The sequence below is a fragment of the Bacillus sp. FSL W8-0848 genome (assembly GCF_038007805.1).
In the GTDB taxonomy this organism is placed as follows: Bacteria; Bacillota; Bacilli; order Bacillales; family Bacillaceae; genus Bacillus; species Bacillus glycinifermentans.
The window spans coordinates 3,089,794-3,112,220 of sequence record NZ_JBBOYB010000001.1; the positions used below are offsets into that span (position 1 = coordinate 3,089,794).

Annotated in this window: 23 protein-coding genes; 7 read left to right on the forward strand and 16 right to left on the reverse strand. The window is 48.6% G+C overall.

Annotation, left to right across the window (positions count from 1 at the left end; translation table 11 throughout):
• The first annotated feature begins 75 nt into the window (after positions 1-75).
• Genes NSQ39_RS16345 through NSQ39_RS16360 form a run of 4 tightly spaced genes read left to right on the forward strand, consistent with a single transcriptional unit; the run spans position 76 to position 4,141 of the window.
• A complete protein-coding gene (locus NSQ39_RS16345; protein WP_046129256.1) occupies positions 76-1,527 on the forward strand; it encodes a spore germination protein in 1,452 nt (483 codons plus the stop codon).
• Positions 1,487-2,587 carry an endospore germination permease gene (locus NSQ39_RS16350; RefSeq protein WP_046129255.1) on the forward strand — a complete coding sequence of 367 codons (1,101 nt, stop codon included), beginning with the start codon at positions 1,487-1,489 and terminating at the stop codon, positions 2,585-2,587. The genes NSQ39_RS16345 and NSQ39_RS16350 overlap by 41 nt, the downstream gene beginning before the upstream one ends.
• Positions 2,584-3,705, forward strand: coding sequence for a Ger(x)C family spore germination protein (locus tag NSQ39_RS16355; protein ID WP_175075461.1), 1,122 nt, complete (start codon positions 2,584-2,586; stop codon positions 3,703-3,705). Before NSQ39_RS16350 ends, NSQ39_RS16355 begins: the two co-directional genes overlap by 4 nt.
• Positions 3,706-3,742: 37 nt before the next feature.
• Positions 3,743-4,141 carry a hypothetical protein gene (locus NSQ39_RS16360; RefSeq protein WP_231947391.1) on the forward strand — a complete coding sequence of 133 codons (399 nt, stop codon included), beginning with the start codon at positions 3,743-3,745 and terminating at the stop codon, positions 4,139-4,141.
• 38 nt (positions 4,142-4,179) lie between these two features.
• Here NSQ39_RS16360 and NSQ39_RS16365 read toward each other — a convergent pair whose 3' ends face one another.
• The 12 genes from NSQ39_RS16365 to NSQ39_RS16420 all read right to left on the reverse strand — a co-directional run bounded on the left by NSQ39_RS16365 (position 4,180) and on the right by NSQ39_RS16420 (position 14,749).
• Positions 4,180-4,815, reverse strand: a complete 636-nt coding sequence (locus NSQ39_RS16365) for a response regulator (protein ID WP_046129252.1) — start codon at positions 4,813-4,815, stop codon at positions 4,180-4,182.
• Positions 4,793-5,881 carry a two-component system sensor histidine kinase LiaS gene (gene liaS / locus NSQ39_RS16370; RefSeq protein WP_046129251.1) on the reverse strand — a complete coding sequence of 363 codons (1,089 nt, stop codon included), beginning with the start codon at positions 5,879-5,881 and terminating at the stop codon, positions 4,793-4,795. Before liaS ends, NSQ39_RS16365 begins: the two co-directional genes overlap by 23 nt.
• Positions 5,878-6,609: a cell wall-active antibiotics response protein LiaF gene (gene liaF, locus NSQ39_RS16375; protein WP_046129250.1), complete on the reverse strand. Its 732-nt coding sequence runs from the start codon at positions 6,607-6,609 to the stop codon at positions 5,878-5,880. The genes liaS and liaF overlap by 4 nt, the downstream gene beginning before the upstream one ends.
• A 27-nt stretch (positions 6,610-6,636) precedes the next feature.
• Positions 6,637-7,494, reverse strand: a complete 858-nt coding sequence (gene liaG, locus NSQ39_RS16380) for a LiaG family protein (protein WP_046129249.1) — start codon at positions 7,492-7,494, stop codon at positions 6,637-6,639.
• Positions 7,495-7,638: 144 nt separating this feature from the next.
• A complete protein-coding gene (gene liaH, locus NSQ39_RS16385; RefSeq protein ID WP_046129248.1) occupies positions 7,639-8,322 on the reverse strand; it encodes a stress responsive protein LiaH in 684 nt (227 codons plus the stop codon).
• Positions 8,323-8,342: 20 nt separating this feature from the next.
• Complete coding sequence (locus NSQ39_RS16390; RefSeq protein ID WP_175075462.1) at positions 8,343-8,732, reverse strand: protein liaI; 390 nt, start codon at positions 8,730-8,732, stop codon at positions 8,343-8,345.
• Between the two features lie 192 nt (positions 8,733-8,924).
• A complete protein-coding gene (locus NSQ39_RS16395) occupies positions 8,925-9,842 on the reverse strand; it encodes a pectinesterase family protein (RefSeq protein WP_236809539.1) in 918 nt (305 codons plus the stop codon).
• A gap of 289 nt (positions 9,843-10,131) precedes the next feature.
• Positions 10,132-10,596, reverse strand: a complete 465-nt coding sequence (locus NSQ39_RS16400) for a hypothetical protein (protein WP_175075463.1) — start codon at positions 10,594-10,596, stop codon at positions 10,132-10,134.
• Positions 10,597-10,800: 204 nt separating this feature from the next.
• Positions 10,801-11,379 carry a cob(I)yrinic acid a,c-diamide adenosyltransferase gene (locus NSQ39_RS16405; protein WP_046129246.1) on the reverse strand — a complete coding sequence of 193 codons (579 nt, stop codon included), beginning with the start codon at positions 11,377-11,379 and terminating at the stop codon, positions 10,801-10,803.
• Complete coding sequence (locus NSQ39_RS16410) at positions 11,376-12,782, reverse strand: ABC transporter ATP-binding protein (RefSeq protein ID WP_046129245.1); 1,407 nt, start codon at positions 12,780-12,782, stop codon at positions 11,376-11,378. The genes NSQ39_RS16405 and NSQ39_RS16410 overlap by 4 nt, the downstream gene beginning before the upstream one ends.
• Position 12,783: 1 nt before the next feature.
• Complete coding sequence (locus tag NSQ39_RS16415; RefSeq protein ID WP_046129244.1) at positions 12,784-13,833, reverse strand: FecCD family ABC transporter permease; 1,050 nt, start codon at positions 13,831-13,833, stop codon at positions 12,784-12,786.
• Complete coding sequence (locus tag NSQ39_RS16420; RefSeq protein ID WP_046129243.1) at positions 13,796-14,749, reverse strand: ABC transporter substrate-binding protein; 954 nt, start codon at positions 14,747-14,749, stop codon at positions 13,796-13,798. The genes NSQ39_RS16415 and NSQ39_RS16420 overlap by 38 nt, the downstream gene beginning before the upstream one ends.
• A gap of 519 nt (positions 14,750-15,268) precedes the next feature.
• Between NSQ39_RS16420 and NSQ39_RS16425 the strand changes: the two genes are divergently transcribed.
• Both NSQ39_RS16425 and NSQ39_RS16430 read left to right on the forward strand, forming a co-directional pair.
• Entirely contained in the window at positions 15,269-15,397 is a 129-nt protein-coding gene (locus tag NSQ39_RS16425) for a hypothetical protein (protein WP_269081995.1), read from the forward strand.
• A 100-nt stretch (positions 15,398-15,497) separates the two neighbouring features.
• The gene (locus tag NSQ39_RS16430; RefSeq protein ID WP_046129241.1) at positions 15,498-16,289 is read left to right on the forward strand and encodes an SDR family NAD(P)-dependent oxidoreductase; all 792 of its coding nucleotides are present in this window, start codon (positions 15,498-15,500) and stop codon (positions 16,287-16,289) included.
• Between the two features lie 63 nt (positions 16,290-16,352).
• Here the strand turns inward: NSQ39_RS16430 and NSQ39_RS16435 are convergent, their stop codons facing one another.
• A complete protein-coding gene (locus NSQ39_RS16435) occupies positions 16,353-17,036 on the reverse strand; it encodes an MOSC domain-containing protein (RefSeq protein WP_046129240.1) in 684 nt (227 codons plus the stop codon).
• A gap of 151 nt (positions 17,037-17,187) precedes the next feature.
• Here NSQ39_RS16435 and NSQ39_RS16440 point away from each other — a divergent pair, with 151 nt between their 5' ends.
• On the forward strand, positions 17,188-18,078 hold the full coding sequence (locus tag NSQ39_RS16440; protein ID WP_175075464.1) for a LysR family transcriptional regulator: 891 nt from the start codon (positions 17,188-17,190) through the stop codon (positions 18,076-18,078).
• 29 nt (positions 18,079-18,107) lie between these two features.
• Here NSQ39_RS16440 and NSQ39_RS16445 read toward each other — a convergent pair whose 3' ends face one another.
• The 3 genes from NSQ39_RS16445 to NSQ39_RS16455 are packed head-to-tail and all read right to left on the reverse strand — an operon-like array spanning position 18,108 to position 22,386.
• The gene (locus NSQ39_RS16445) at positions 18,108-19,421 is read right to left on the reverse strand and encodes a glycoside hydrolase family 28 protein (protein ID WP_373687988.1); all 1,314 of its coding nucleotides are present in this window, start codon (positions 19,419-19,421) and stop codon (positions 18,108-18,110) included.
• An 11-nt stretch (positions 19,422-19,432) separates the two neighbouring features.
• Positions 19,433-20,923, reverse strand: coding sequence for a UxaA family hydrolase (locus NSQ39_RS16450; protein ID WP_046129238.1), 1,491 nt, complete (start codon positions 20,921-20,923; stop codon positions 19,433-19,435).
• Positions 20,920-22,386, reverse strand: a complete 1,467-nt coding sequence (locus NSQ39_RS16455; RefSeq protein WP_175075465.1) for a tagaturonate reductase — start codon at positions 22,384-22,386, stop codon at positions 20,920-20,922. Before NSQ39_RS16455 ends, NSQ39_RS16450 begins: the two co-directional genes overlap by 4 nt.
• Positions 22,387-22,427: the final 41 nt, after the last annotated feature.

The following is a 22,427-nucleotide window of genomic DNA, read 5'->3' on the forward strand; positions in this document are numbered from 1 at the left end:
CACAGTATATTGTTTTTTTTACAGGAAAAGATAACCTATATCCAAATTCAGAAACTTACAGGGCAGGTGGTCAGCGTGAACCAGTCGGAATTCAAGGATCACATCCATGAAAATCTCGCATTGCTTCTTCCACACGTCGAACATAACGACGACCTCGTTCAAAATAAAAAAATGCTGAAAAACGGAGTCATTTTTTATTTTTTATATTTCAAGGAATTGAGCGACGAAGCGAAATTGCAAAAAGCCGCCAAGATGCTTTGCAAAGATGAAAAATCCCTATCATTGGAAGACGTTACCGCAGAGCTGAACAAGCTGAATGCCGAACCGGTCTACAAGGTTGAGTCTGCGCTTAATAAGCTTTTTCACGGCCAATGCATCCTCCTCGTGAACGGGATCAATACCGTTTTTATGCTCCCGACCGCAGAAAAAAAGAAACGAAGCTTATCAGAGGCGAAAACCGAAAATGTCGTAAGAGGTCCGAAAGTCGGTTTTATCGAGGATACAGATACAAATGTGGCGCTGATCAGACAGCGCGTCCCCGATCACGATCTGACCGTTGAAAAGCTTCCGATCGGAAAAAGCAAGTATAAAAAAGCAACGATTTTATACCTCAACAACAAAGCGGATGAGTCGATTTTATCGGAGCTGAAAAAGCGTCTGAAAAAAGTGAGGCCTGATGACATTCAAGACTCAGGAGCCCTTGAGGAATTGATCGAAGATAACAAATATTCGCCTTTTCCTCAGATCCAAAACACCGAACGGCCGGACAAAGTGTCGTCCGCCCTGTTAAACGGAAGGATCGCCGTCTTTATCGACCATTCGCCATATGCCTTGATCGTTCCGGCATCCTTCGGCATGGTGATGCAGTCTCCGGACGATTATTATGAGAGATGGATCGCCACGTCCCTGATCAGACTTTTGCGCTTCAGTTCGATTTTTATCACGCTGTTTTTGTCGGCGTTTTACATTTCTCTTGTCTCGTTTCACCAGGGCATGCTGCCGACGGCTTTGGCTGTTACCATCGCCAGCACCCGGGAAAACGTGCCATTTCCGCCGCTCCTTGAAGCGCTGATCATGGAAGTAACGATTGAACTTTTGCGTGAAGCAGGCTTGCGTCTTCCAAGTCCGCTGGGGCAGACGATCGGTTTGGTGGGAGGTGTGGTCATCGGCCAGGCTGCGGTCGAAGCCAACATCGTCAGCTCTGTCATGGTCATCATCGTCAGCATCATCGCCCTTGCATCGTTTACGGTTCCGCAATACGGCATGGGTCTGTCGTTTCGGGTATTGCGCTTTTTGTCCATGCTGGTCGCAGCAGTACTTGGACTCTTCGGGATCATCCTGGTCATGCTCGTCATTTTCACCCATTTGGTCAGGCAGAGAAGCTTCGGCATGCCGTATTTTAACCCGAATAACTTTTTCAGCTTAAAGCGTTCGGATGAAGCCATCATCCGGCTACCAATAAAGAATCGCGAGGTGAATGACAATCATGGCTCAAAAAAATCAACAGCAACGGATAAGCGGGTATGAAGGCGCTGCCATTATTACAAATACGATGCTGGGCGCCGGCCTGCTGACGCTCCCGAGAGCGCTGACGCGGGAAATGCTCTCCCCCGACGGCTGGATTGTCATCATTTTTGAAGGCCTTGTTTTTCTTCTTATCATCTACATCAACGCCAAAATCGTCAAAACGCACAATGTCGATTCTTTTTTTGATTACACAAAAGAGGGCTGCGGCGCGCTGATCGGAAATATTCTCAACCTCCTGATCGTGTTCTATTTCATAGGGGTGGCCAGCTTTGAAGCAAGAGCGATGGCCGAGATGGTGAAATTTTTTCTTCTCGAGTTAACCCCGATGGGCGTGACGATTTTTGCTTTTATCATTTGCGCGATCTATTTGATCATCGGCGGGATCAGCGACATGGCGAAAATTTTCCCGTTTTTTCTCATTATCACCCTCGTCATTCTTCTTACCGTTTATGGCTTGAGTTTAAAGATGTTTCAAATCAATAATTTAAGACCTGTCCTCGGACTTGGGCTCGGTCCGGTCAAAAACGGTTTGACGGTTGTCTCTGTTTCCTTTTTGGGTGTCGAATTAATGATGTTTTTGCCCAAATACCTCAGAAATAAGAAAAAACTGTTCAAAGCTTCTGTCATCGGATTCAGCATTCCGGTTATATTGTATATTTTAACGTTCTGTGTGGTCGTAGGAGCGATGACCGCGTCTGAGGTCATGACGATGATCTGGCCGACGATCTCCTTGTTCCAGTCGTTTGAAATCCAGGGCATTTTCATCGAAAGGTTCGAATCCTTTTTGCTCGTCATATGGACGATTCAATTTTACACAACATATGTCGTCTATACCTATTTTGCGGCGTCAGGCTTTAAAAATATATTCGGATGGTCCATTAAGAAAAACGTTTTATTCGTCGGGGCGATTACGTTCCTTATATCGATTTTGCTGAAAGACGGCAATTACGTTATCGTGTTCAGCGATTATTTGGGATACATCTTTCTCATCGTGTTTTGCGTGCTTCCGATCCTGATCTTTTTGCTCGTCGCCGCTAAAAGGAGGTTTAAAGCATCGTGAAAAAAAAGGGGATATTGGCGGTGCTGTCCCTGCTGCTCTTGCTGACGGGCTGCTGGGACAGCCGGCAGATCGAAAAGTTTAGCATCGCCATCGGCCTTGGCGTTGATAAAGGCGAGGGAGATAAAAAGGTAAAGTTATCGTACCAGATCCTCGTTCCGAAAAAGATCGGCCAAAATGCGGGCAGCGAGGACCCGACCAAAGTCGTGTCAACTTCCGGGACTACGATTCATCAAACGATCCGGTCAACAGCCTTAAAAGTTTTCCCTGTTTTCTCGCAGCACCTCCAGGTCATCATTTTTTCGGAAAAACTCGTGTCGGATATTGCCCTTGACGCCTTAATCAATCAGTTCATCAGGGACAACAGCCTACGGAGAAGCAGCGAGGTCTATATTACGCCAGGATCGCCGAGCAAGCTTTTGAACATTGATGATTCGGGAGACCCCGCTTCTGAAATCATCCATAATGTCTCAGAAAACAGGGCGTCGACCATCAAGCTGCTCGAGCCGGTTACATTGGGGGATATTTCAATCAGAATGCAGATGGGCCTGTCTTTCATCATGCCTAGAGTCGTCGAAAAAGGCGGTCAGATCCAGGTTGACGGCGGATCGGTCATTAAAAAAAACCGGTATTACGCCGATATATCATCCTCTGATATTGAAGCGCTGAATTTGCTGATCGGCAGAGTAAACGGCGGAGTCATCGACTCCAGGCACAAAGGGCATCTTTTTTCGTATGAAATATTTTCGATGAATCACCGGATTCATACAACGAGGAAAAACGGAAAATACAAATTTGACATTCACTCGGAGATCAAAGGAAGGCTGTCAGAAGATTGGTACAGAAGCGAGGATTCTTTCAATGAATCCTATATCAATGCCATTGAAAAAGCGATTGAAAAAGACATCCACCAGCGGGTCAGCAGGCTGCTCCATCGTTTGCAGGATGATTTAAAAACGGATGTCACCAAGCTTGCCGAATACGCCCGCATCAACTATCCGAAGGAATGGCAAAAAGATAAATACCGCTGGGACGAGAAATTCTCGGAAGCCGACATCGACTATCATATTAAAGCAATCATCCAGGACTTTGGCACGAAAGGAGCGACGAAAAAAAGATAGGCGCTCGCTTTTCTGTTAAAATGTTTTTGAAAGGGTGATGAGCTTGAAGCGGATATTGCAGGTGACAGGCATTGTCCTGATTGCGGCGGCAATCATTCTGTCCGGCTTGATAATCAATGATATCGCATATGATCCATTTATGGAGGATTCCCGGTCGATGCTGTTCTTTACGGTCGGCTCGTACCTCTCAACTCCGGCTTTTTGCGTCATCGGCGGATTTATTTTGCTCGGCATCAGCAAGCTGATCGAATTGCAGGAAAAGAACAATGCGGTCCTGGCCGAAAAACTCGATTCCATTTTCCAAAAAGGCGGCACCGCGCCGGAGGAAGAGAATCAAGCTGAATTGAGCCGGCCGGCGAAACAAACCGGCGAACATTTCGGATCGGATTCTTTCGCACTTCACAAGACTGATGACCGCAAATATTGGAACGGCTGAAAACGGCTTTCACACGAAAGCTGTTTTTCTCGTTTTTGCTACTGAACAAGCTTGTTTCGGTGGGCGTAAACGGCGGCCTGCGTCCGGTCATCGACCTCAAGCTTGGACAGGATGTTTGTCACATGGGTTTTCACCGTTTTAATGGTGATAAACAATTCGTCTGCAATATCCTTGTTTGTTTTCCCCTCTGCCACAAGTTTGAGGATTTCCATTTCTCTTGCCGTCAATGATTCATGCGGCGGTGTCTCGTTCGAAGAATGCCTCAGCTTTGATAACACTTTTCCCGCCACCTTGGCTTCAAGCATCGGTTCTCCATTGTTGGCCGCCCTGATCGCATCTGCGATTTCGCCGGCTTTCGACGTTTTCAGCAAATAGCTGAAGGCACCGGCTTCGATGACCGGATAAACTTTATCATCATCGATAAAGCTTGTCAGCACGATGATTTTCGGGGCGGAAAGCTGTCTGCAGATTTCCTTTGTCGCTTCAATCCCGTCCATTCCCTCCATCACAAGATCCATCAAAATGACGTCGGGCTTCATCTCAACCGCCAGCTCAACACCGCGCCTGCCGTCCGAAGCTTCTCCGATCACCTCGATATCCGGCTGGGATTCCAAAAAAGCTGCAAGCCCCATTCTTACCATTTCATGATCGTCAATCAGCAGTACTCGAATCACCTTGATTCTCTCCTTTTCCTTGATCAAAAATCGGAACTTTCACATCAACTTGCGTCCCTTTTCCCGCAAAAGATATAATTTCCGCCACCCCGCCGACCTCGCTGGCCCTCTCTTTTATCGAATTTAATCCGTACGAAGACGTTTTAATGGAGTCCATTTGAAACCCTTCCCCATTATCAATGACCTTCAGCTGAAGCTGCCGGTTTCTCAGGAGCAGCCTGACGGAGACTTTCGTCGCCTTCGAATGCCTGAAAACGTTTGACAGCGCTTCTTGAACGATTCTGAACAAATGATCTTCTACACCTTTTGGAAGCTTTCCTGTATCCTCGATTTCCCAGTCGATATCCATCGACTGCTTTGCTTTGAATTCGTTCAAAAGGTCGCTGAGCCCCTCCCTCAAGCCTTTACCTTCAAGCGTAACGGGCCTGAGGTGCAGAAGCAGGGCTCTCATTTCGCTCTGAGCGTCGGCCGCCATTTTTTCGACCATTTTCAGCCTTTGCGCGAGTTTTTCATCAGCCGAAGCGGCGATTCCTTCCAGTATGGCGGAGGTCATCATCGAAATCGCAAAAAGCTGCTGGCTCACGGCATCGTGCAGTTCCCGCGCAAGACGCTGCCGCTCTTCTGACACAACGGATTTTTTCATCTGGTCCTGCCATTCGGCCCTTTCGTTTGACAGCTTTTGCAGTGAAGCGACCTGCCGTTCGATTCGTTCGGCCATTTCATTGAGCTGATCGGCGGCGAGCCCGATTTCATCCTCGCCCATTGATGGAATGCGGTATGCGAAATTGCCGTTTTCATACTTTAAAATCGATTCGATCAACTTTTCGAGGCGCTTTTTCAGCCTGTTGCCAAACACATACCCTGCGCCAAACCCGACGGCGGCGCTGATCAACAAAAGCAAAATGATAAACGGGATGCCGAACCATCTCGAAGCGATGAGCACCCGCGGGTCGAGCTGATAATAAAAGAGCATGAATCCCAATACCGCAAGAAAGATCGTGAAGCTGACACCCATGGACAAACGGACGGAACGCCATTGAATATTTGCAAGCCTGTTCGTTTTCATATGAACCGCACATCCACATCGCCGATAAACAGGGAAATCGAGATCTTTACCCGTCTTGCCGACTGCTCGTAATATTTAGACTCGGTGTAAATTTGGTTGCCGAAGCCGCTTTTTTTCTCCCCGATGATATCGATGTCACCGATAAACGCCGAAGAACTGATAGAGACGTCAAGATCCGACGGGATGTAGATGTCGACATCGCCGATCAGCCCCGTGATGGCGATCGTATTTTCGCCCTCTGAAATGATCGCTTTGGACAAATCGATTTTGACGTCCCCGATAAAGCCGGAAATATTCAAATCGTTTAAATCAAAAGGCTTTTTCATGTATTTGACATCACCGAAGAAAAAGCTGCGCTGGCCGGCGCTCTTTTTTTGCCGCAGCGGTTCGGCGTCCAGCTTTTCTTTCTCATGCGCTTTAGGCTTATCGCGGTCAAAAACGGGCTGGTTTGTGACAAGCCTGTAGCCCGCATAAATTAAAAAGGCGGCAAAAAAGAAGCCGAACAGGCTGAATGTGATGCTGAAAATTTCTTTCAGAAGCAAAAAGCCCGCAAAAATATACATGACAGAGCCGAGCCAACGGCGTGAACTTTTATGAAAAAAATATCCGGCAAGAAGAAAAGCGAGCGGCCAGAACAACGCGTCGCCGAGCCCGCTGTTTTGTAAAAATACGCTGATCCCGAACAGAACGATGAACAATCCGATCAGTTGTTTTTTTGTAAGACGCATGCTGACTCCGGCCCCCTCTCTTTCCAATTAATCAATCGATACATTCCCGCTTGTGGACGAAATCTCAATGTTATTCTTGCCATTTCCTTTTGTTCCAATCAGCGTCCGTTTGTCGCCTTCTGTATGATCAAACGGATACGAATGTTTGATGTTACCGCTCGTCAGTGTTGCTTTCAGTCTGATGTCTGCGTCATCAGGAAGCTCAAGCTTGACATTTCCGGAGGTCTGATTGATGCGTAAAGGGGCATCAACCGCTGAGAAATCAGCCTCCAAACTGCCCGACGTCTGCTTGACGGCGAACTCTCCTTTGACACGATCAAGCGTTGTATTCCCGGATGTTGAGCGAACATCGGCTTTCTCCGTTTCAACGTTTTCGAGCTGAATGTTTCCCGATGTTCCTCTTACCGAAAGCTCCTTCGCTGCTAAATCGCCGATCCTCTGGCTGCCGCTTCCCGAGCTCAGGGATACCTTTTGCAATGATAAACCGTCACCGCTTATTTTTACGTTTCCGCTTCCGGATGTAATGGACAGATTATCCTGATATTCATTGGGGATTTTAACAATCAGTTCGTTTTTTTGGAAGAAAAAGAAGCGGAAACCCTCCTGCTGAACGGAAAGCTCAAGCGTATCTCCCCGCTCGGACGATTTCAGCCGCGCGTTTGCCCCCGACAGTTCAGCGTCAATGTCAGCGCGGTTTTCCGCTTTAACCGTCACCGTGACGCTGTTCGAACGGATGTCGATGCTTTTGATTTTCTTTGGCGAAGCGCTGGCTGAATCAAGCGTTTTCTCCGGGCTGAAGAAAAGGCCGCGGCCGCCGTTAAACGCCAAGGCGGCGAGAATCAGGATGCCGGCTATGATCATCAGTTTGCCAACCGTTTTTTTCATTCGTATAAATCCTTTCGGCAGTAAGTGTATGCTCCTTATTATAAGGAAAGTTGTCCTTGAAAGAAATCAAAAATTGTGAAAAGGGAAGACGGCAGGGGGCACCGCTCTTCCACCAAGCTAAAAGGGTGCTGTTAAAGCCCCGGGTTATTCATTTCCGGCTGCGGGCTGTTTTTCGAGGCCGGCCTTTTTTGCGCGCATTTTTTCAAACTCTTCTTCAACCTCTTTTGCATATTCAACGCGGCTGTACGGACTGCCTGAAGACGCAGACAGCTCAGCATAGCTGTTCACCCTTGCCTCCATTTCTTCTATGCGGTTTTCCATTCTCATAAATTCGCGGTACGCGCTTTCGCTGTCGATTTTATTGAAGGAAGCGTTCATATGCTCTTTTGCTTTCACCGCGTTTGCCCGCGCGATTAAAGCATGTTTGCGGTCCTTTACATCGCGGAGCTTGACCTCAAGCGTCTGCAGCTGTTCTTTCAATTCAGCGAGCTGCTTGTGCGCATGCTCGTATGCTTCTTTGTATTCCTTCGCTTTTTGTTCGAAATACTTCATTTCTGAAAGAGCTTTTTTGCTAAGTTCTTCTTCCCCTGCATCAAATGCAAGCTGCGCCTGATTTTTCCGCTTGGCTGCCAGTTTGTCGGCTTCTTCATATTTTCCTTTAAAGCTTTGTGCGATCGTTTGCTGTTTGACAATCGTATGTTTTGCCTTTGAAATGTCGTTTTCCATGTCGCGAACGTATTGATTGAGCATCACCCGCGGGTTTTCGATTTTATCCAATCCTTCATTGATCGATGCGACAAACATGTCTCTGATTCTTTTAAATGCCATTACATGATTCCTCCTTATCGTTATTGTTTCTTTTTTAAAAAGTCTTCCCATTCCGCATCAAAGCCGGTGTCGTATGAAGCTGCGGAAGGCTTGCTGTTTTCTGAATAAAATCCGCTCTCTTCTTTTTTGCCTCCCTGCTTCATCATGCTCCAGCCAAAATAAATCAGCGCAGCAGAGACTGCGACGCCTATCAAAAACGGCAGCGCCCCTCCGAGAAACATGAAGCCGATGATAAGCAAAATGATGCTGGCAAACCGGCTGTCGTCATTCCATTTTTTGATTCCGTAGAATAAAAGCACAGCTCCGATTGCCCCTGCAATTAATCCTCCGATTTGGCCGCCTCCGAAAAACAGCGAGATGCCAAACAGGATCAATAAAAAGCCGATGACTGATTTCCCTGTTACATTCATGTCTGCTCCTCCTTTCCGAGATCATATATTCACTATAGTCAAATTCCGGCTTCGACAAAACGAGTCACAGATTGATTTTATCGTCAGACCAGAGTCGTATTTCCTGTAAGACCGAACAAAGAGGAGCGAAAACTCCGCTCCTCTTTGGCAGGCTATGATTCTATTTTCGGATTCCAGCCATCTAATACGTTTTCAATCGTCCAGCTTTCCGCCACGCCTCCTCATCGGACAGCTGCTTCTCTCCTGATGAGGCACGGCTCCGGGACCTGTGTTCCGATATTCATAAAGCCTTGCATCAGCAGCCGAAAATCCGGACATATCTGTCCAGCCCTCCGGCTTAATATGAGCACCTAAAGAGCAGTTTTGATATAAAACGCTCGCAATGGCGTCAGGGTCTCCTCCGGGGTGCCACGGGCGGCCGAGATAAACCGTTCCGTCCGCCGCATCGCTTGTGAGCGTGCAGCCAGCGAACAAAAAGCCGAACGGTTTTGTGATGTGTGTGCTTGCAGCGGTGATATAGCCGTTATTGGAGGAAGATCCGCGGTCGGCGCTATGAATATGACAATGCTCGAAGACCGCTCTTGCTCCGCCGAAAATAAAATCGACATCGCCTTCAATATAGCATCGGTCAAAATACTGTGTCCCGTCATTTGCGAATAACGTATCCTGCCTCCCTAAAAATCTCGCATCCTTGAAAACGATTCGGTTGCCTTTGGCATAAACGGCCACCGCCTGCGTACCGTCCGTGTCGACTTTCGTTCGATCGAACGAGTTTTCAAATGTGATATTTTCGGCTTGGACGCAATCAGCATAGATAAAGACTGTGGCGCTTCCGCTCGTTCCGTACCTTCCGCCTCCCTCCTTCTCCTTTCCGGCGTAATTGTCATATGTGATTACGGTTTCGGTTTTGCTTTCGCCTATCAGAGTGACAAACGGCTTTGTCGCCGGAATGTGGACCACCTCTTTATAAATGCCTTTTTTAATAAAGATTTCTTTTCGGTCACGGCTGTACTCCGGTAAAGCATCAACCGCTTCCTGCACGGTTTTGAACGCCCCGTCGCCATCTTTGGAAACCGTCAGACGGACGGCGGCTGTTTCCCCGTTGTCCATTTTTTGCATTCCCCCTTTAATGTAAACGCTTACTTAAAGGTTTACGACAAAAAGCCGTTTTCCCCTGCCGAAAACGGCTGATCATCCTTGTTTCATACCATTCAGCAGTATTTTCCCAATCTATCTTCTGACGAAGAAATGGGCAGATTCCAATGCCGAATCAATTGAGGCGGGTCATTGAAGGTGATACACCGATTTCAATCAGCTGATTTTTCAGCCATTGACATGGAAAATTATGAGGAGCCCGTCATTTTAAAGGGTTCCCTGTATCACTTTCATTAGTTGAACTTTACAATTTAATACCTTGTTCTTTTGACTGGATAAAATAGACTTCTTCATACTTTGACTTATAATAAGCAACATCAAATTGATCAAGGTCAATTAAATCCTTAAAAGCATTTGGCAGTTTACAATTCCACTCTAATTCTTCAATCTGATGAGGAAAGTAGTCATCGTTTGGATTTGGTGTGTGGACATATACGGCGTCTGAAAAAGAGTCTTTTTCGTGAATACAAATCCATGTTTGATAAGGCATATCAAATGCTTCAAGTTGCTGTAGTAACCTATTGTATAAAGCTACATGAGCTTTAATATGCTCTCTTCTTATTTTCTTACTATTATTTCCAAATCCAAAAAAATCAAGGTGGATATGCCAAAAATCGAACCACGATTCATGATCGAGTTTTAAGTCATAACTATTAACTTCTTCCCACAGATTGCGGAAGTATCTTTTCTTTCCACGAAGTTTTTTCAATATATACCTCCTGACAAAGCTACCTAAAGAACCATTAAATACTGAATCTTGATAAAACGCAAACTATTAAAACTCTCAAATACATATAGTGACATGCTGAATGTTTACTCCCACCCTATTATAAATATTAACATTTACCTTTGGCAGAGCCATGAAAAAAAGAGAAAGCCGGTGATTCCGCTAAAAAGCTGGAACACCGGCTCTTTATTGCTTTCGTTTCCCGGACCCTTTGAAAACGGTCGCGCTTCTTTCATATTCGACATCTTTGATGTCCAGCCTGAAATTGACGACTCTTGCTGCGGCAAACAAATAATCCGATAATCTGTTTAAATAGCGGAGCGGCGTTTCGCGCATGTCAGCCGTTTTCATCAGCGTGACAGCCAGCCGCTCGGCCCGTCGTGCAACGGTTCTCGCGACATGCAAATATGCCGCCGCTTTTGAGCCGCCGGGAAGGATGAACTTTTCCAGCTCAGGCGCTTCATCGCAGTAGGCATCAATCCGTTCCTCTAAAAACGCAATCGCTTCTTCCTTTAGCTTCTTTTCCCCATTCGGCGAAACGTAAGCCAAATCGCCGCCGCAGTCAAACAGTTCATGCTGAATCTTTAAAAGCTCGCTTTTGATATCGCTGAAGCGTTCATCGCCTAGCTCAGCAAGCGCGAGGCCGATAAAGCTGTTCAGTTCATCAACAGTCCCGTAGCATTGCACACGGACATCGTCTTTATCAACGCGCCCGCCGATCACATGTGTTTTCCCTTTATCGCCCGTTTTCGTGTACAGCTTCATCGTTCATTCCCCTTTCTGATCGCTTCCCCCGTGCACTCATAGACGCTCCGGCTGATCAAAGCGCCGAGCGGAGACGCTTTTAATGCGCTGTCAAACTCAAGCCCGCTCCCGTCTGCCGCAATCAGGACAGCCTCTTCCTGCAAATCGTTTCCGAATGTTTCAGCGCCGTCTGCCCGTTCAGCCGAACACGCCTCAGCCTTTGCTTCAGACGCTGTCAACAAGGCCTGGATGAAGGCTTTCTCCGTCAGCCTGCCATTGACCATCACCCATACGCTGACGTCTTCCGGCCGGTTCGAAGACGCTTGAACAATCGCAAAAAGAGAGACGCCTCCTTCCGAAAACGTCCGGAATACCGTGTTTTCGGGCTTTGCCGAAGTCACTGCGGCACAGCAGGCATGAAGGCTGATCCCTTTTCCCGCGAGAAGCCGCTCCAATTCAGCATGCGATTGATCATGCTGCTCCTCTTTCGGCACATGGCGGCTGATAAACGTCCGTTTCCAGCCGATGCCGGCTCCGACAAGCGATGATGACACGGTGCGAAGCGGCTGATCCGTCTCCATAAAAAAGCCGTCAGAACTTAGTTCAAAAAGCTCGGCAAACGGAACCGCCCGCTTCGTTTTTCCGGCTCGCTCCGGCTCAATTGTAATTTGCGGATTCGGCCTGTGCGGGTGAACCAAATGGCTGACGGCTGTTTCATATACATCATTGACCGTTTGTTCCCGAATCACCCGTCCCGGAACATCCAACGCTTTTATTTCACCGTTTTTCATCATCAGCAGCCGATCACAGTAAAGGCCGGCCAAATTCAAATCGTGAAATATGCCGATGACTGTAAGCCCCTTCTCAACAGTCAGGGACTTGATCAGATCGAGAAGCTGTTTTTGATAGGAAAGATCAAGAAAATTAGTCGGTTCATCAAGCAGAAGAAGATCAGGCTCCTGGGCTAAAGCCTGGGCCAGGTAGACGCGCTGCTGCTCCCCCCCGCTCAGTTCATGAATCGATTGGCCGGCAAAGCGAAGCACGCCGGTCTCCTTCATCATTTGGTCCGCGATCTGTTCATCGCGTTCGTCAGATTGCCTGAATAAGCCTTTTTGATAAGGATATCGTCCGAATAAAACGGTTTCTTTGACTGTGAAAGAAAAAGCCTGATCCGTTTTTTGAGGGAGCGAAGCCATCATCCTTGCCAGCGCCTTCGGCGGGTAAGACTCGACCGGTTTCCCAGCCAAATGGACAGAACCCGCCGACGGCTTCAGCGTTCCGTTGATCAAATGCAAAAGCGTCGTTTTTCCGCTGCCGTTCGGGCCGAGTATCCCGAAAAATTCTCCTTTCGCTACCGTGAAATCGACACGTTTTACGACGGCTTTGCGGCCGTATCCTCCTGAAAGATTACGAACATCCAGCATGTTACATACCTCCGCGCTGCCGGCGAATCAAAATGACTCCGAACACCGGCGCTCCTATTAAGGCTGTGATAATTCCGATCGGCAGTTCAGACGGCTCGATAATCGTGCGCGCGGTCAAATCGGCAAGCACCAGAAAGCCGGCGCCGTTTAAAATGGAGAGCGGCAGCAAATGCCTGTGATCAGTTCCCCACAGCTGCCGGATCATGTGCGGGACAACGAGTCCGACAAAACCGATCGTGCCTGAGACGGCAACAGCCGCTCCCGTCAAAATTGAACCTGACACGAGGACCGCGATTTTTCGTTTCTCAACATTGACGCCGAGCAGCCTTGCTTTTTCCTCCCCGTATGTCATCACGTTTAATTCCCTTGCATTCAGCAACAGCCCTGCTGTTCCGCATATCATAAAGGGAAGAAACAGCCCAATATAGCTCCAGCCCCTCATCGACACGCTCCCGAGCAGCCACCCAACAATCGGCTTTAGATCATCCCCCGTCAGCGCGATCATTAAAGAAATAAGCGCACCCAAAAACGAGCTGAAAATAACCCCCGTCAAAATGAGCGCAGACAGCGGCAGTGAGGGATGGACAAGCCTGGCAAAAAACAGGACCATAAACATCACGGCGACGGCTGCCGCTATGCTGAGGAGCGGCAGCGTAAAGCCGCCGATTGCGGGGAGCTGGATGCCGAAAAACAGGGTGACAACGGCTCCGACCGCCGCTCCTGAAGAGACGCCGAGCGTGTAAGGATCGGCAAGCGGATTTTTCAACAGCCCCTGAAACGCCGCTCCAGCCGCAGCCAGCGCCGCGCCGACGAGCGCGGCCAAAATCACTCTCGGCAGCCTGATATTCATGATAATGTTCGCCTGCATCGGGTCGGTCTTGATTCCGGGAAAGCCGAATTGCAAAAAAACCTTGATAATAGAAGGAATGGGAATCTCCAAAGATCCGACAGAGATTCCCATAAGAATAGAGACCGTTAAAAATGCCAGGCTTATGATATATGCAGCCGGACGGCTATTTCTTAAATACGTCAGGGTAAATCTTTTCCGCAAGCTCCTCGACCCCTTTGATCAACCGAGGCCCCGGACGGGTCACAAGATCGGGGTCCACGTCGTATACTTTATGATTTTTGACGGCTTTTATGCCGCTCCAGCCGCTCCGTTTTTTGATATCTTTGACAGACGATGCGCCGTTTGTCGTCACGATCGCATCGGGATTCAGCTTGATGACCGACTCCTCTGTCATCTTGATCCATCCTTCCTGCGCGGAAGCAGCGTTTTTCGCACGGATGGCTTCAAGCATTTCATTCATGAAGGTGCCCTTTCCGGCCGTATAGAGGTCGGGAGCGGGAGACACCTCAACAAACACCGTTTTCTCTTCTTTTTCAGGTATGCTTTCAGCTTTTTCTTTTATTGCCGCAAGATCAGATTTCATGCTCTTCACAAGCTCTTCAGCCTTCCGGTTCGCACCCGTTGCCTTTCCGATCATTTCGATCGATTGATAAGTTTCTTTAAAAGATGCCGCATCATTGACCGTAACGACCGTAATCCCGGCATCCCGCAGCTGCTTTAATCCTTCCTCAGCGCTCTGCATGGCTGAAGCGTGGGCCAGCACCAAATCAGGTTTTAAAGCGATGACTTTTTCAACACTAAAATTCATATCTCCGACTTGCTTAACCTTTTTTACTTCTTCCGGATATGTATCATTTTTCGTCACGCCGACCACTTTTTTGCCCTGGCCGAGAGCGTATGTAATTTCAGTATTGCTCGGCATCAGGGAGACGATCCTCTTCGGCTCCTTTTCGATTTTGATTTCCTGTCCTGAAGCATCCTTCATTGTGACCGGAAATGCTTCAGCCGTTTTTTCCTGTTTATTCTGCGATTCTTCCGGGGCTTTCGCTGATCCGCAGCCGGCGAGGACGCCGACGGCCAAAAGCAGCGAAAGCAGCAAACCCGCTAGTTTCTTCATGCTGTTTCCTCCTCGGGATAAAATAAAAATACCTCTGCTCGTATAAAGTGTGCCCCACAAAATACGCGTGTCGTCGTCAGGGCCGGCGCCCCCGCAATTCCCGCAAAATCAGCGGCTGAGCCTGGGCCGTCACCTTTCTGACTCATTCGTATCCTATTTTCGGAATTATTATACTATAGTCGGTTCAGGCTTGTATATGAGATTCTCAGAAACGGGATTTTCAAGGGAAAAACGCTGTTTTCATCAAAGCATTAAAAACAATATTGCAGGCGCAGCCTGGACCGTCGCTGGGACGCTTGGGCATGACGGACCCCGACCCGGCCTAAGCGTTAAGGGTTGCTCCGCCCCTGTCAGTGAGCTTCTCCATCTTCCGCAGGTCCGGGGCTTTGTGGAAATGAAGCCGGGAACCTGATGATGCTCTGCCGTTTATCCCCCGCTCGTCCACCCCCAGGCCTGAAATGTCCGCTCCGCTTTTGATCGCTGATATGGAAAATTATAGACTTATTTATGCAGGCAAACATGGGAAAAATCATGAAACAGCTGAGCTTGACGACCATTTCACAGCCTGATTGCAGACGCGTTACAGCAGCAAGAAATACGTGTTTCTCAACCGACATTCATAAATGGCTGAAAGAAAGAGAAAAATAGGCATGTCAAGCAGGGTTTTCGACCGATCACGCATGACTGCGCTATACTTGAACATGGATGTTTTTTCATCTTAGATTTTTAAAACAAGGATTGATTTTATATGGATTTAAAGCTGCAAAACAAACTCGTTCTCGTAACAGGATCCACTGCAGGCATCGGAAAAGCTGCAGCTGAAGCCTTTTTGGCGGAGGGCGCCCGGGTGATCGTAAACGGACGCACGGAGGAAAAGGTTCAGGCAGTCGCTGACGAGCTGTCCAAACGAGGAACGGTCTACGGAATCGCCGCGGATTTGTCAAATCCTGAACAAAGCAGGGCACTGATTGAAAAAACAGAGCAGATCGGTGAGCTTGATATCCTCGTCAACAATATGGGATTCTTTGAAGTGAAAGATTTTGCGGACGTCACGGATGAGGAATGGCTCGAGTACTTTGAGGTGAACGTGTTAAGCGCCATCCGCCTCTGCCGCGCCTTCCTGCCGAAAATGCTGAAGAAAAACGCCGGAAGGATTTTGAATCTGGCGAGCGAAGCCGGCATCAAACCTCTTCCGCAAATGATTCCTTATTCCATGACAAAAACGTCGTTGATCAGTTTATCAAGAGGACTGGCGGAAATGACGAAAGGAACGAATGTAACCGTAAATTCGGTTCTTCCGGGACCAACATGGACCGAAGGCGTCGCCAATTATATGAAGGGGGCTGCCGCAGCGGAAAATACCGATTTAGACACATTTGTCAAAGACTACTTTAAAGTGAATGAGCCGACTTCTTTAATTCAGCGTTACGCAAAGCCGGAGGAAGTCGCCAGCACGATCGTTTATCTCGCTTCAGAAAAAGCGGCGGCGATCAACGGCTCGGCACAACGGGTGGAAGGCGGCATTATCCGCTCCATTTAACAGAAATCCTCTGCCGATAAGCAGAGGATTTTTTGCTGAATTGCCAACGCCGGAGCGGTTTGCTCACAGGTTGCCTGTCAGCCTTTCCTGATGATCCGGCTCAATGCCGTCAAGGCGTTTCAGAAATGATGCGCGCCAATTTTCCGACAGCTCTTCGACCTCAAGAAGCTTTTTGATGCCGTCGATATTATCCTTCTCATGATGCTTCATGCGATTTGCGTAAGAAATCGTCACGGCTTTCGGGTGGCGCGATATTCGTTTCAAACCGTCCGTCTTGCATACATGCCCTTCTTTCAGTACGCGAAAATAAAAGCCCGTAAAGCCTGTATCTTGAACCTTCAGCAACATGTCGGGCACGCCGTACCTTACGGTTAATTTATAGCAGGGCTGCCGCGGCTGGCTGACCTGGACGATCGCTTCGCCGAGCTGAAAAACATCGCCGATATGAACATCGGTCTCCACCAGCCCCCTGATTGTTATATTTTCTCCAAGCGCACCAAATTCCAATTTTCTTTGCAGTTCGTTTTCCCAAAACGGATAATGTTCATACGGATAGACGCATACCGCTTTTTCCCTGCCTCCATGATGAACAAGGTCGGCCTGCCCGTCTCCGTCGAAATTCGTCCATGACAGAAAGACAGATTCTTCTACAGGGGTCTTAAATATTCCGGTAGATACCTCCCTGTGTTTAAACCGAACCTGCTTTGGCTTCCCAACATTGATCGAAAGGATGTCGGCACGTTCCATTAGAAATCACCTCTTGTATTCAACGTTTTCCTCTTGATATGTAAGTATAATCGCAGCCTTCTCATTAAACAATTCAATCATTATTATAAAAATGATAGGATTATCCTATGATCAATACCGAAAAGACGATTTTTTTAGGGAGGAAAGATGATTGGAGCTAAAACAACTGGAATATTTCATGACCTTATGTCAGGAGCTTCATTTTACCCGCGCGGCCGAAAAGCTGGGCATCGCCCAGCCCTCGCTGAGCCAGCAAATCCGTTTGCTTGAGCACGAAATCGGAACGCCTTTGTTTGACCGCGTCGGCAAACGGACCGCCATGACAGAAGCGGGAAACATACTGCTGGAGCATTGCTATCATATCTTTCATGAGCTGTCACAGGCGCGCGCAGCTATCAGCGAGCTGCAAGGTTTAAAAAGGGGGTCGTTAAAGATCGGTGCGCTTTTGACAGTTGTAAATTACTTGCTTCCTGACACTGTCATCGAATTTCACCGCAGCTATCCCAATATCGAACTATCGGTATTGGGCCTCAGAACCGGAGACATTTACGACCGGCTGCTGGAAAATAAGCTCGATTTGGGCATTGTCGCCCAGCCGCTGGAACACGATGATCTGGAAACGGTTCCTTTCTTAACGCAGCATCTCGCCCTCGCAGCGCCGATTGATCATCCCATTGCAGAACAGCCATTTGTGACACTTGACGTTTTAAAAGAAGTCCCGTCCATTTTATTGCCTGACACGTATGTTTTGCGGCAGCTGATCAACGACAAGTGCCGCACTCTGGGATTTGAGCCGCGGCCGGTCATGGAAATGACGACGATGGAATCGATCACAAACATGGTCGCTAAAGGGATCGGCGCCACCATTCTGCCAAAGGGCTACCTTGATTGCATCGGCGATCAGTCCATTCAGACGATCCCGATTCAAAGGCCTGATCTGACGACAGAGATTGCCGTCGTTTACCGTAAAAACAAGCATTTGTGCGCCGCAAGCCGGGTGTTTATGAAACGGTTAATCTCCTCGGTAAAAAGCGAAAACTAAAATCCTCTGCCGGCGGCAGAGGATTTAGTTTATTTTTCAGGTGAATCATAGCGCTTGCCGTTAATATACAGATTAGAAAAAACAGGATCCTTCACATTTTTGAGCTCCATCGGCACGGAAACGCCATTAATCTCCGAATCGGTTACCTTCAGTCCCGTTACAGGCGAGTGATCATATGCCAACACCCTGATCCCGTATTGCCCGCCCGTGCTTTTCAGACGATCGACTTCAATGTTGCGGACGACGGGTTTGAATTCTCCCGCACCCCCTTCTTCGTATTCCATATCAATGGCGATGACTTCCCGTTTCAGGCTTTTTACGACATTGTCGTAAAAATAAATATTCTCCAGCACACCGCCCCGGACGGAATTGGTTTTAATGCGGAGGGCTCTATCGAGGTTCGGGCTGTCCATCCGGTTGCCTTCTGCAAATACGTTGTTTACGCCTCCGGAAATTTCGCTGCCGATCGTGACGCCGCCGTGCCCGTCTTTCATGTCATTGTTTTCGATGACGATGTTTTCTGAAGGTACGTTGATCCTCCGTCCGTCGGCGTTTCTTCCCGATTTGACGGCAATGCAGTCATCGCCATTGTCAAACTGACAATTTTTAATGATCACGTTTTTGCACGATTCGGGATCGACTCCGTCCGTATTCGGGCCGTGTCCGATCACCTTGACTCCGTCTATCGTCACGGATTCGCACAGCACGGGATGAATTTGCCACATCGGCGAATTGAGCACGGTTACGCCTTGAATCAGGACGTTTTTGCAGCGGTACGGCTGGATGAAATTCGGGCGCAAATAATGGCCTTTTCCGAAGCGTCGCTCTTCAACCGGGACATTTCGCTCCGCCATCTCAAAGAGCGCGTCACGGTCGTTTTCCTGTGACGGCTGGCCGTTTGTCCCCCGCTTCCACGGCCACCAGTGCGCATCATCAGCCCGGCCGTCCAGCGTCCCGTCTCCGGTGATCGCAATATTCTCGGCTTCGTAAGCATAGATCAGCGGTGAATAATTGTAGAGCTCAACACCTTCAAATCTCGTCAAGACAGCCGGCAGATAATCGTCGGGATTCCTGCTGAATGCGATGACCGCACCCTTTTTTAGATGCAATTCCACATTGCTTTTGAGCTTAAGAGCTCCGGTCAGAAAGACGCCTTTCGGAACCGTCACCCTTCCGCCTCCGCTTCGGTGCGCTTCATCAATCGCCCGCTGAAAAGCGGACGTTGAATCCGCCTCTCCGTTTCCGTCGGCCCCGAATGCTGTGACGTCAAACGAGCGTTCCGGGAAAACGGGAAGTGTAATACGATTTACAATGTCCTTTTTCTTTTCCTTCAGAGTCAACATGAATATCCCCCTTACAGCGTGACGCCTGTTTTAAAGATCGCAAGTTCTCTGAAACCGTTCTTTTCATTGTTGAGCTGTTTTCCGCTTGCCGCTTCGAGCAAATAAGCGATCAGCTCCCTCAGCATCTCTTCTTCAGAAAGGTCTTCGAGCACCCGGCCCGCATTAAAATCGATCCAGTGAGGCTTTGTTTCATATATATTCGTGTTCGTCGAGATTTTCATCGTCGGTACGAAGGTGCCAAAAGGCGTGCCCCGGCCTGTCGTAAACAGGACGATTTGGCATCCTGAAGCGGCAAGCGCCGATGAAGCGACAAGGTCGTTGCCTGGCGCGCTCAGCAAATTCAGCCCTTTTTTCCTCAAGATTTCCCCATATTCAAGCACATCTGTTACCTTTGATGTTCCGGCTTTTTGCGTACAGCCGAGCGATTTATCCTCCAATGTGGTAATGCCGCCCGCTTTATTTCCGGGAGACGGGTTTTCATACACCGGCTGCCGGTGATCAATGAAATATTGCTTGAAGTCGTTGATCAAGCGGACGATCTTATGAAAGACCTCTTCGTTTTCGGCCCGTTCCATCAAAAGCGTTTCCGCCCCGAACATTTCCGGAACCTCGGTCAAGACCGCCGTCCCGCCTTGGGCGATCAGAAAATCGGACAGACGCCCGAGCAGCGGATTCGCGGTAATGCCCGAAAAACCATCAGAACCGCCGCATTTCAGCCCGATTTTTAGTTCTGAAAGCGGAACATCCTCGCGGCGGTCGGATTTAGCATGTTCATATATGTCTTTCAAAAGCTTCACACCTTCAGCGACTTCGTCTGCAACCTCCTGGGAAAGAAGAAATTTTACGCGGCCTTCATCATAGTCCCCGAGCGCTTCGCGAAATTCGTGAATGCCGTTGTTTTCACAGCCGAGGCCGAGCACAAGCACACCGCCCGCATTCGGATGCTTCACGGCATTGGAGAGGATCGTCCTCGTATTGATATGGTCATCGCCGAGCTGTGAACAGCCGTATTGATGCTTCAGCACGTGCACGCTTTCAAATGGCGCCATATCCCCGATATCAGCCGTAAACTCTTTGATGATCAGCTCAGCGACTCCGTTTACGCAGCCGACCGTCGGCACGATCCAAAGCTCGTTTCTGATGCCCGTGCTGCCGTCTTTTCGTTTAAAGCCTTTAAAGGTGAGCGGCTCTTTTCTGTACGGATTTTCCGTAAACCTCGGCTGATAGCTGTACTCTTCGACACCGCCCAGATTTGTTTTCGTATTGTTTGTATGCACCCATTCGCCTTTTTCGATCGGTTCTGCGGCGTGTCCGATCGGAAAACCGTATTTGATGACGTTTTCATTTTCGGCAATGTCTGTCAAAGCAAATTTGTGCCCTTTCATAATCGGGCTTTTAATTTGGATCGTCTGATCGCCCGCAGTGATCGTTTCACCTGCCTGTAAATCCCTTAATGCGATTCCGACGTTATCTGACGGATTGATGATCAGGAAGTCTTTCATGATAGATCCCCCAGTTTCAGCCTTTGGCTGTTCATCAGTTTTTTGAGCGATTCGGTCATGCCGGTCTGCTCGATGTCTTCTATATGCTGCGCCACCATTGCAGCTAAGTCCGGCCATTCGTTCAAGTTTTGCCCCCACAGCTTTTCAGATCCAAGGACGCGGCGCGCGATTTCTGCGGCGTCTGTTTCATCCGTCCAGATCATCTTCAGAAAAGACAGCGTCTCCGGATCATCTGCCAATGGGATATCCGAATGACCTCGTTTGCCTTTGTAAAAGCAAATCAGCGCGCCTAAAGCAAAGACGGTTCTTTGGGGAAGCTTGCCGTTTTTATTGAGATGTTCCATGATGACCGGCAAGTTTCTGACTTTGAATTTGGCGAACGAATTCAAGGAAATATCGAGCAATTGATGGCGGATAAACGGATTTCTGAACCTGTCAAGAATCTCATCCGCATAGGCCGTTAATTGCTGCTCCGGCAGATCAATCGTCGGGATAACCTCATATGTGAGCAGATCTTTGACAAATGAACCGACAAGATCATCCTCGGCCGCTTCGCGAACCGTATCAAGCCCGGCCAAATAAGCGACCGGCGTCATCGCGGTATGTGCGCCGTTTAAAATTCTCACTTTTCTCACCCTGTAAGGCGCCACATCATCGACAAACACCGCGTTCAGCCCGGCCTCATGGAGCGGAAGCTCTTTTTTTAGCCAATCGGGGCCGTCGATGACAAACAAGTGATACGGCTCTGCGGTGACAATCAGGGAATCGCGGTAGCCGGCGGCTTCCTCAAGCTCAGCGACTTTGTCTTTCGGAAAACCCGGAACAATCCTGTCTACAAGCGTATTGCAAAATGCATTCGCGCGTTCAATCCACTCGCTGAATCCTTTTTCAAGCCCCCACAAATCAGCATACCGCAGCACGATCTCCTTCAGCTCGTCGCCGTTGTCGTCAAGAAGTTCACACGGAATCATCACAAGGCCCTTCTGTTCGCTTCCGTTGAAGGTGAGATATCGTCTGTATAAAAAGGCAGTCAGCTTTCCGGGGAAACTTTTCTGCGGACGGTCTGACAGCCGGTCTTCCTCCATAAATGAGATGCCTGCTTCGGTCGTATTGGAAAAGACGAACCGCAAATCCGGCTGATCGGCGACCGCCATAAATTCATCGTAATGCTCATAGCTGCTGATGCCCCTGCTGAGCGCAGTAATGACAGTCGATTCACGGATTTCCCGCCCCTCTTGGAAGCCTTCAAGATAAAGCGTATAAAGCCCATCCTGTTCATTCAGGGTCTCAATCGAGCCTCGCCGCGGAGGAACGACGACAGCACTGCCTTTAAAATCAGTCTCTTCATTTAATTTATGAATCTGCCAGTCGATGAACCCTCTCATAAAATTTCCTTCCCCGATCTGTAAAATCCGTTCGGGGTATGCCGGCTTTGACCTTATGTATTTGGACAGCCGCTCCACTTTCATCCCCTCCTCTTCTATTTGCACACGTTCACATTTTG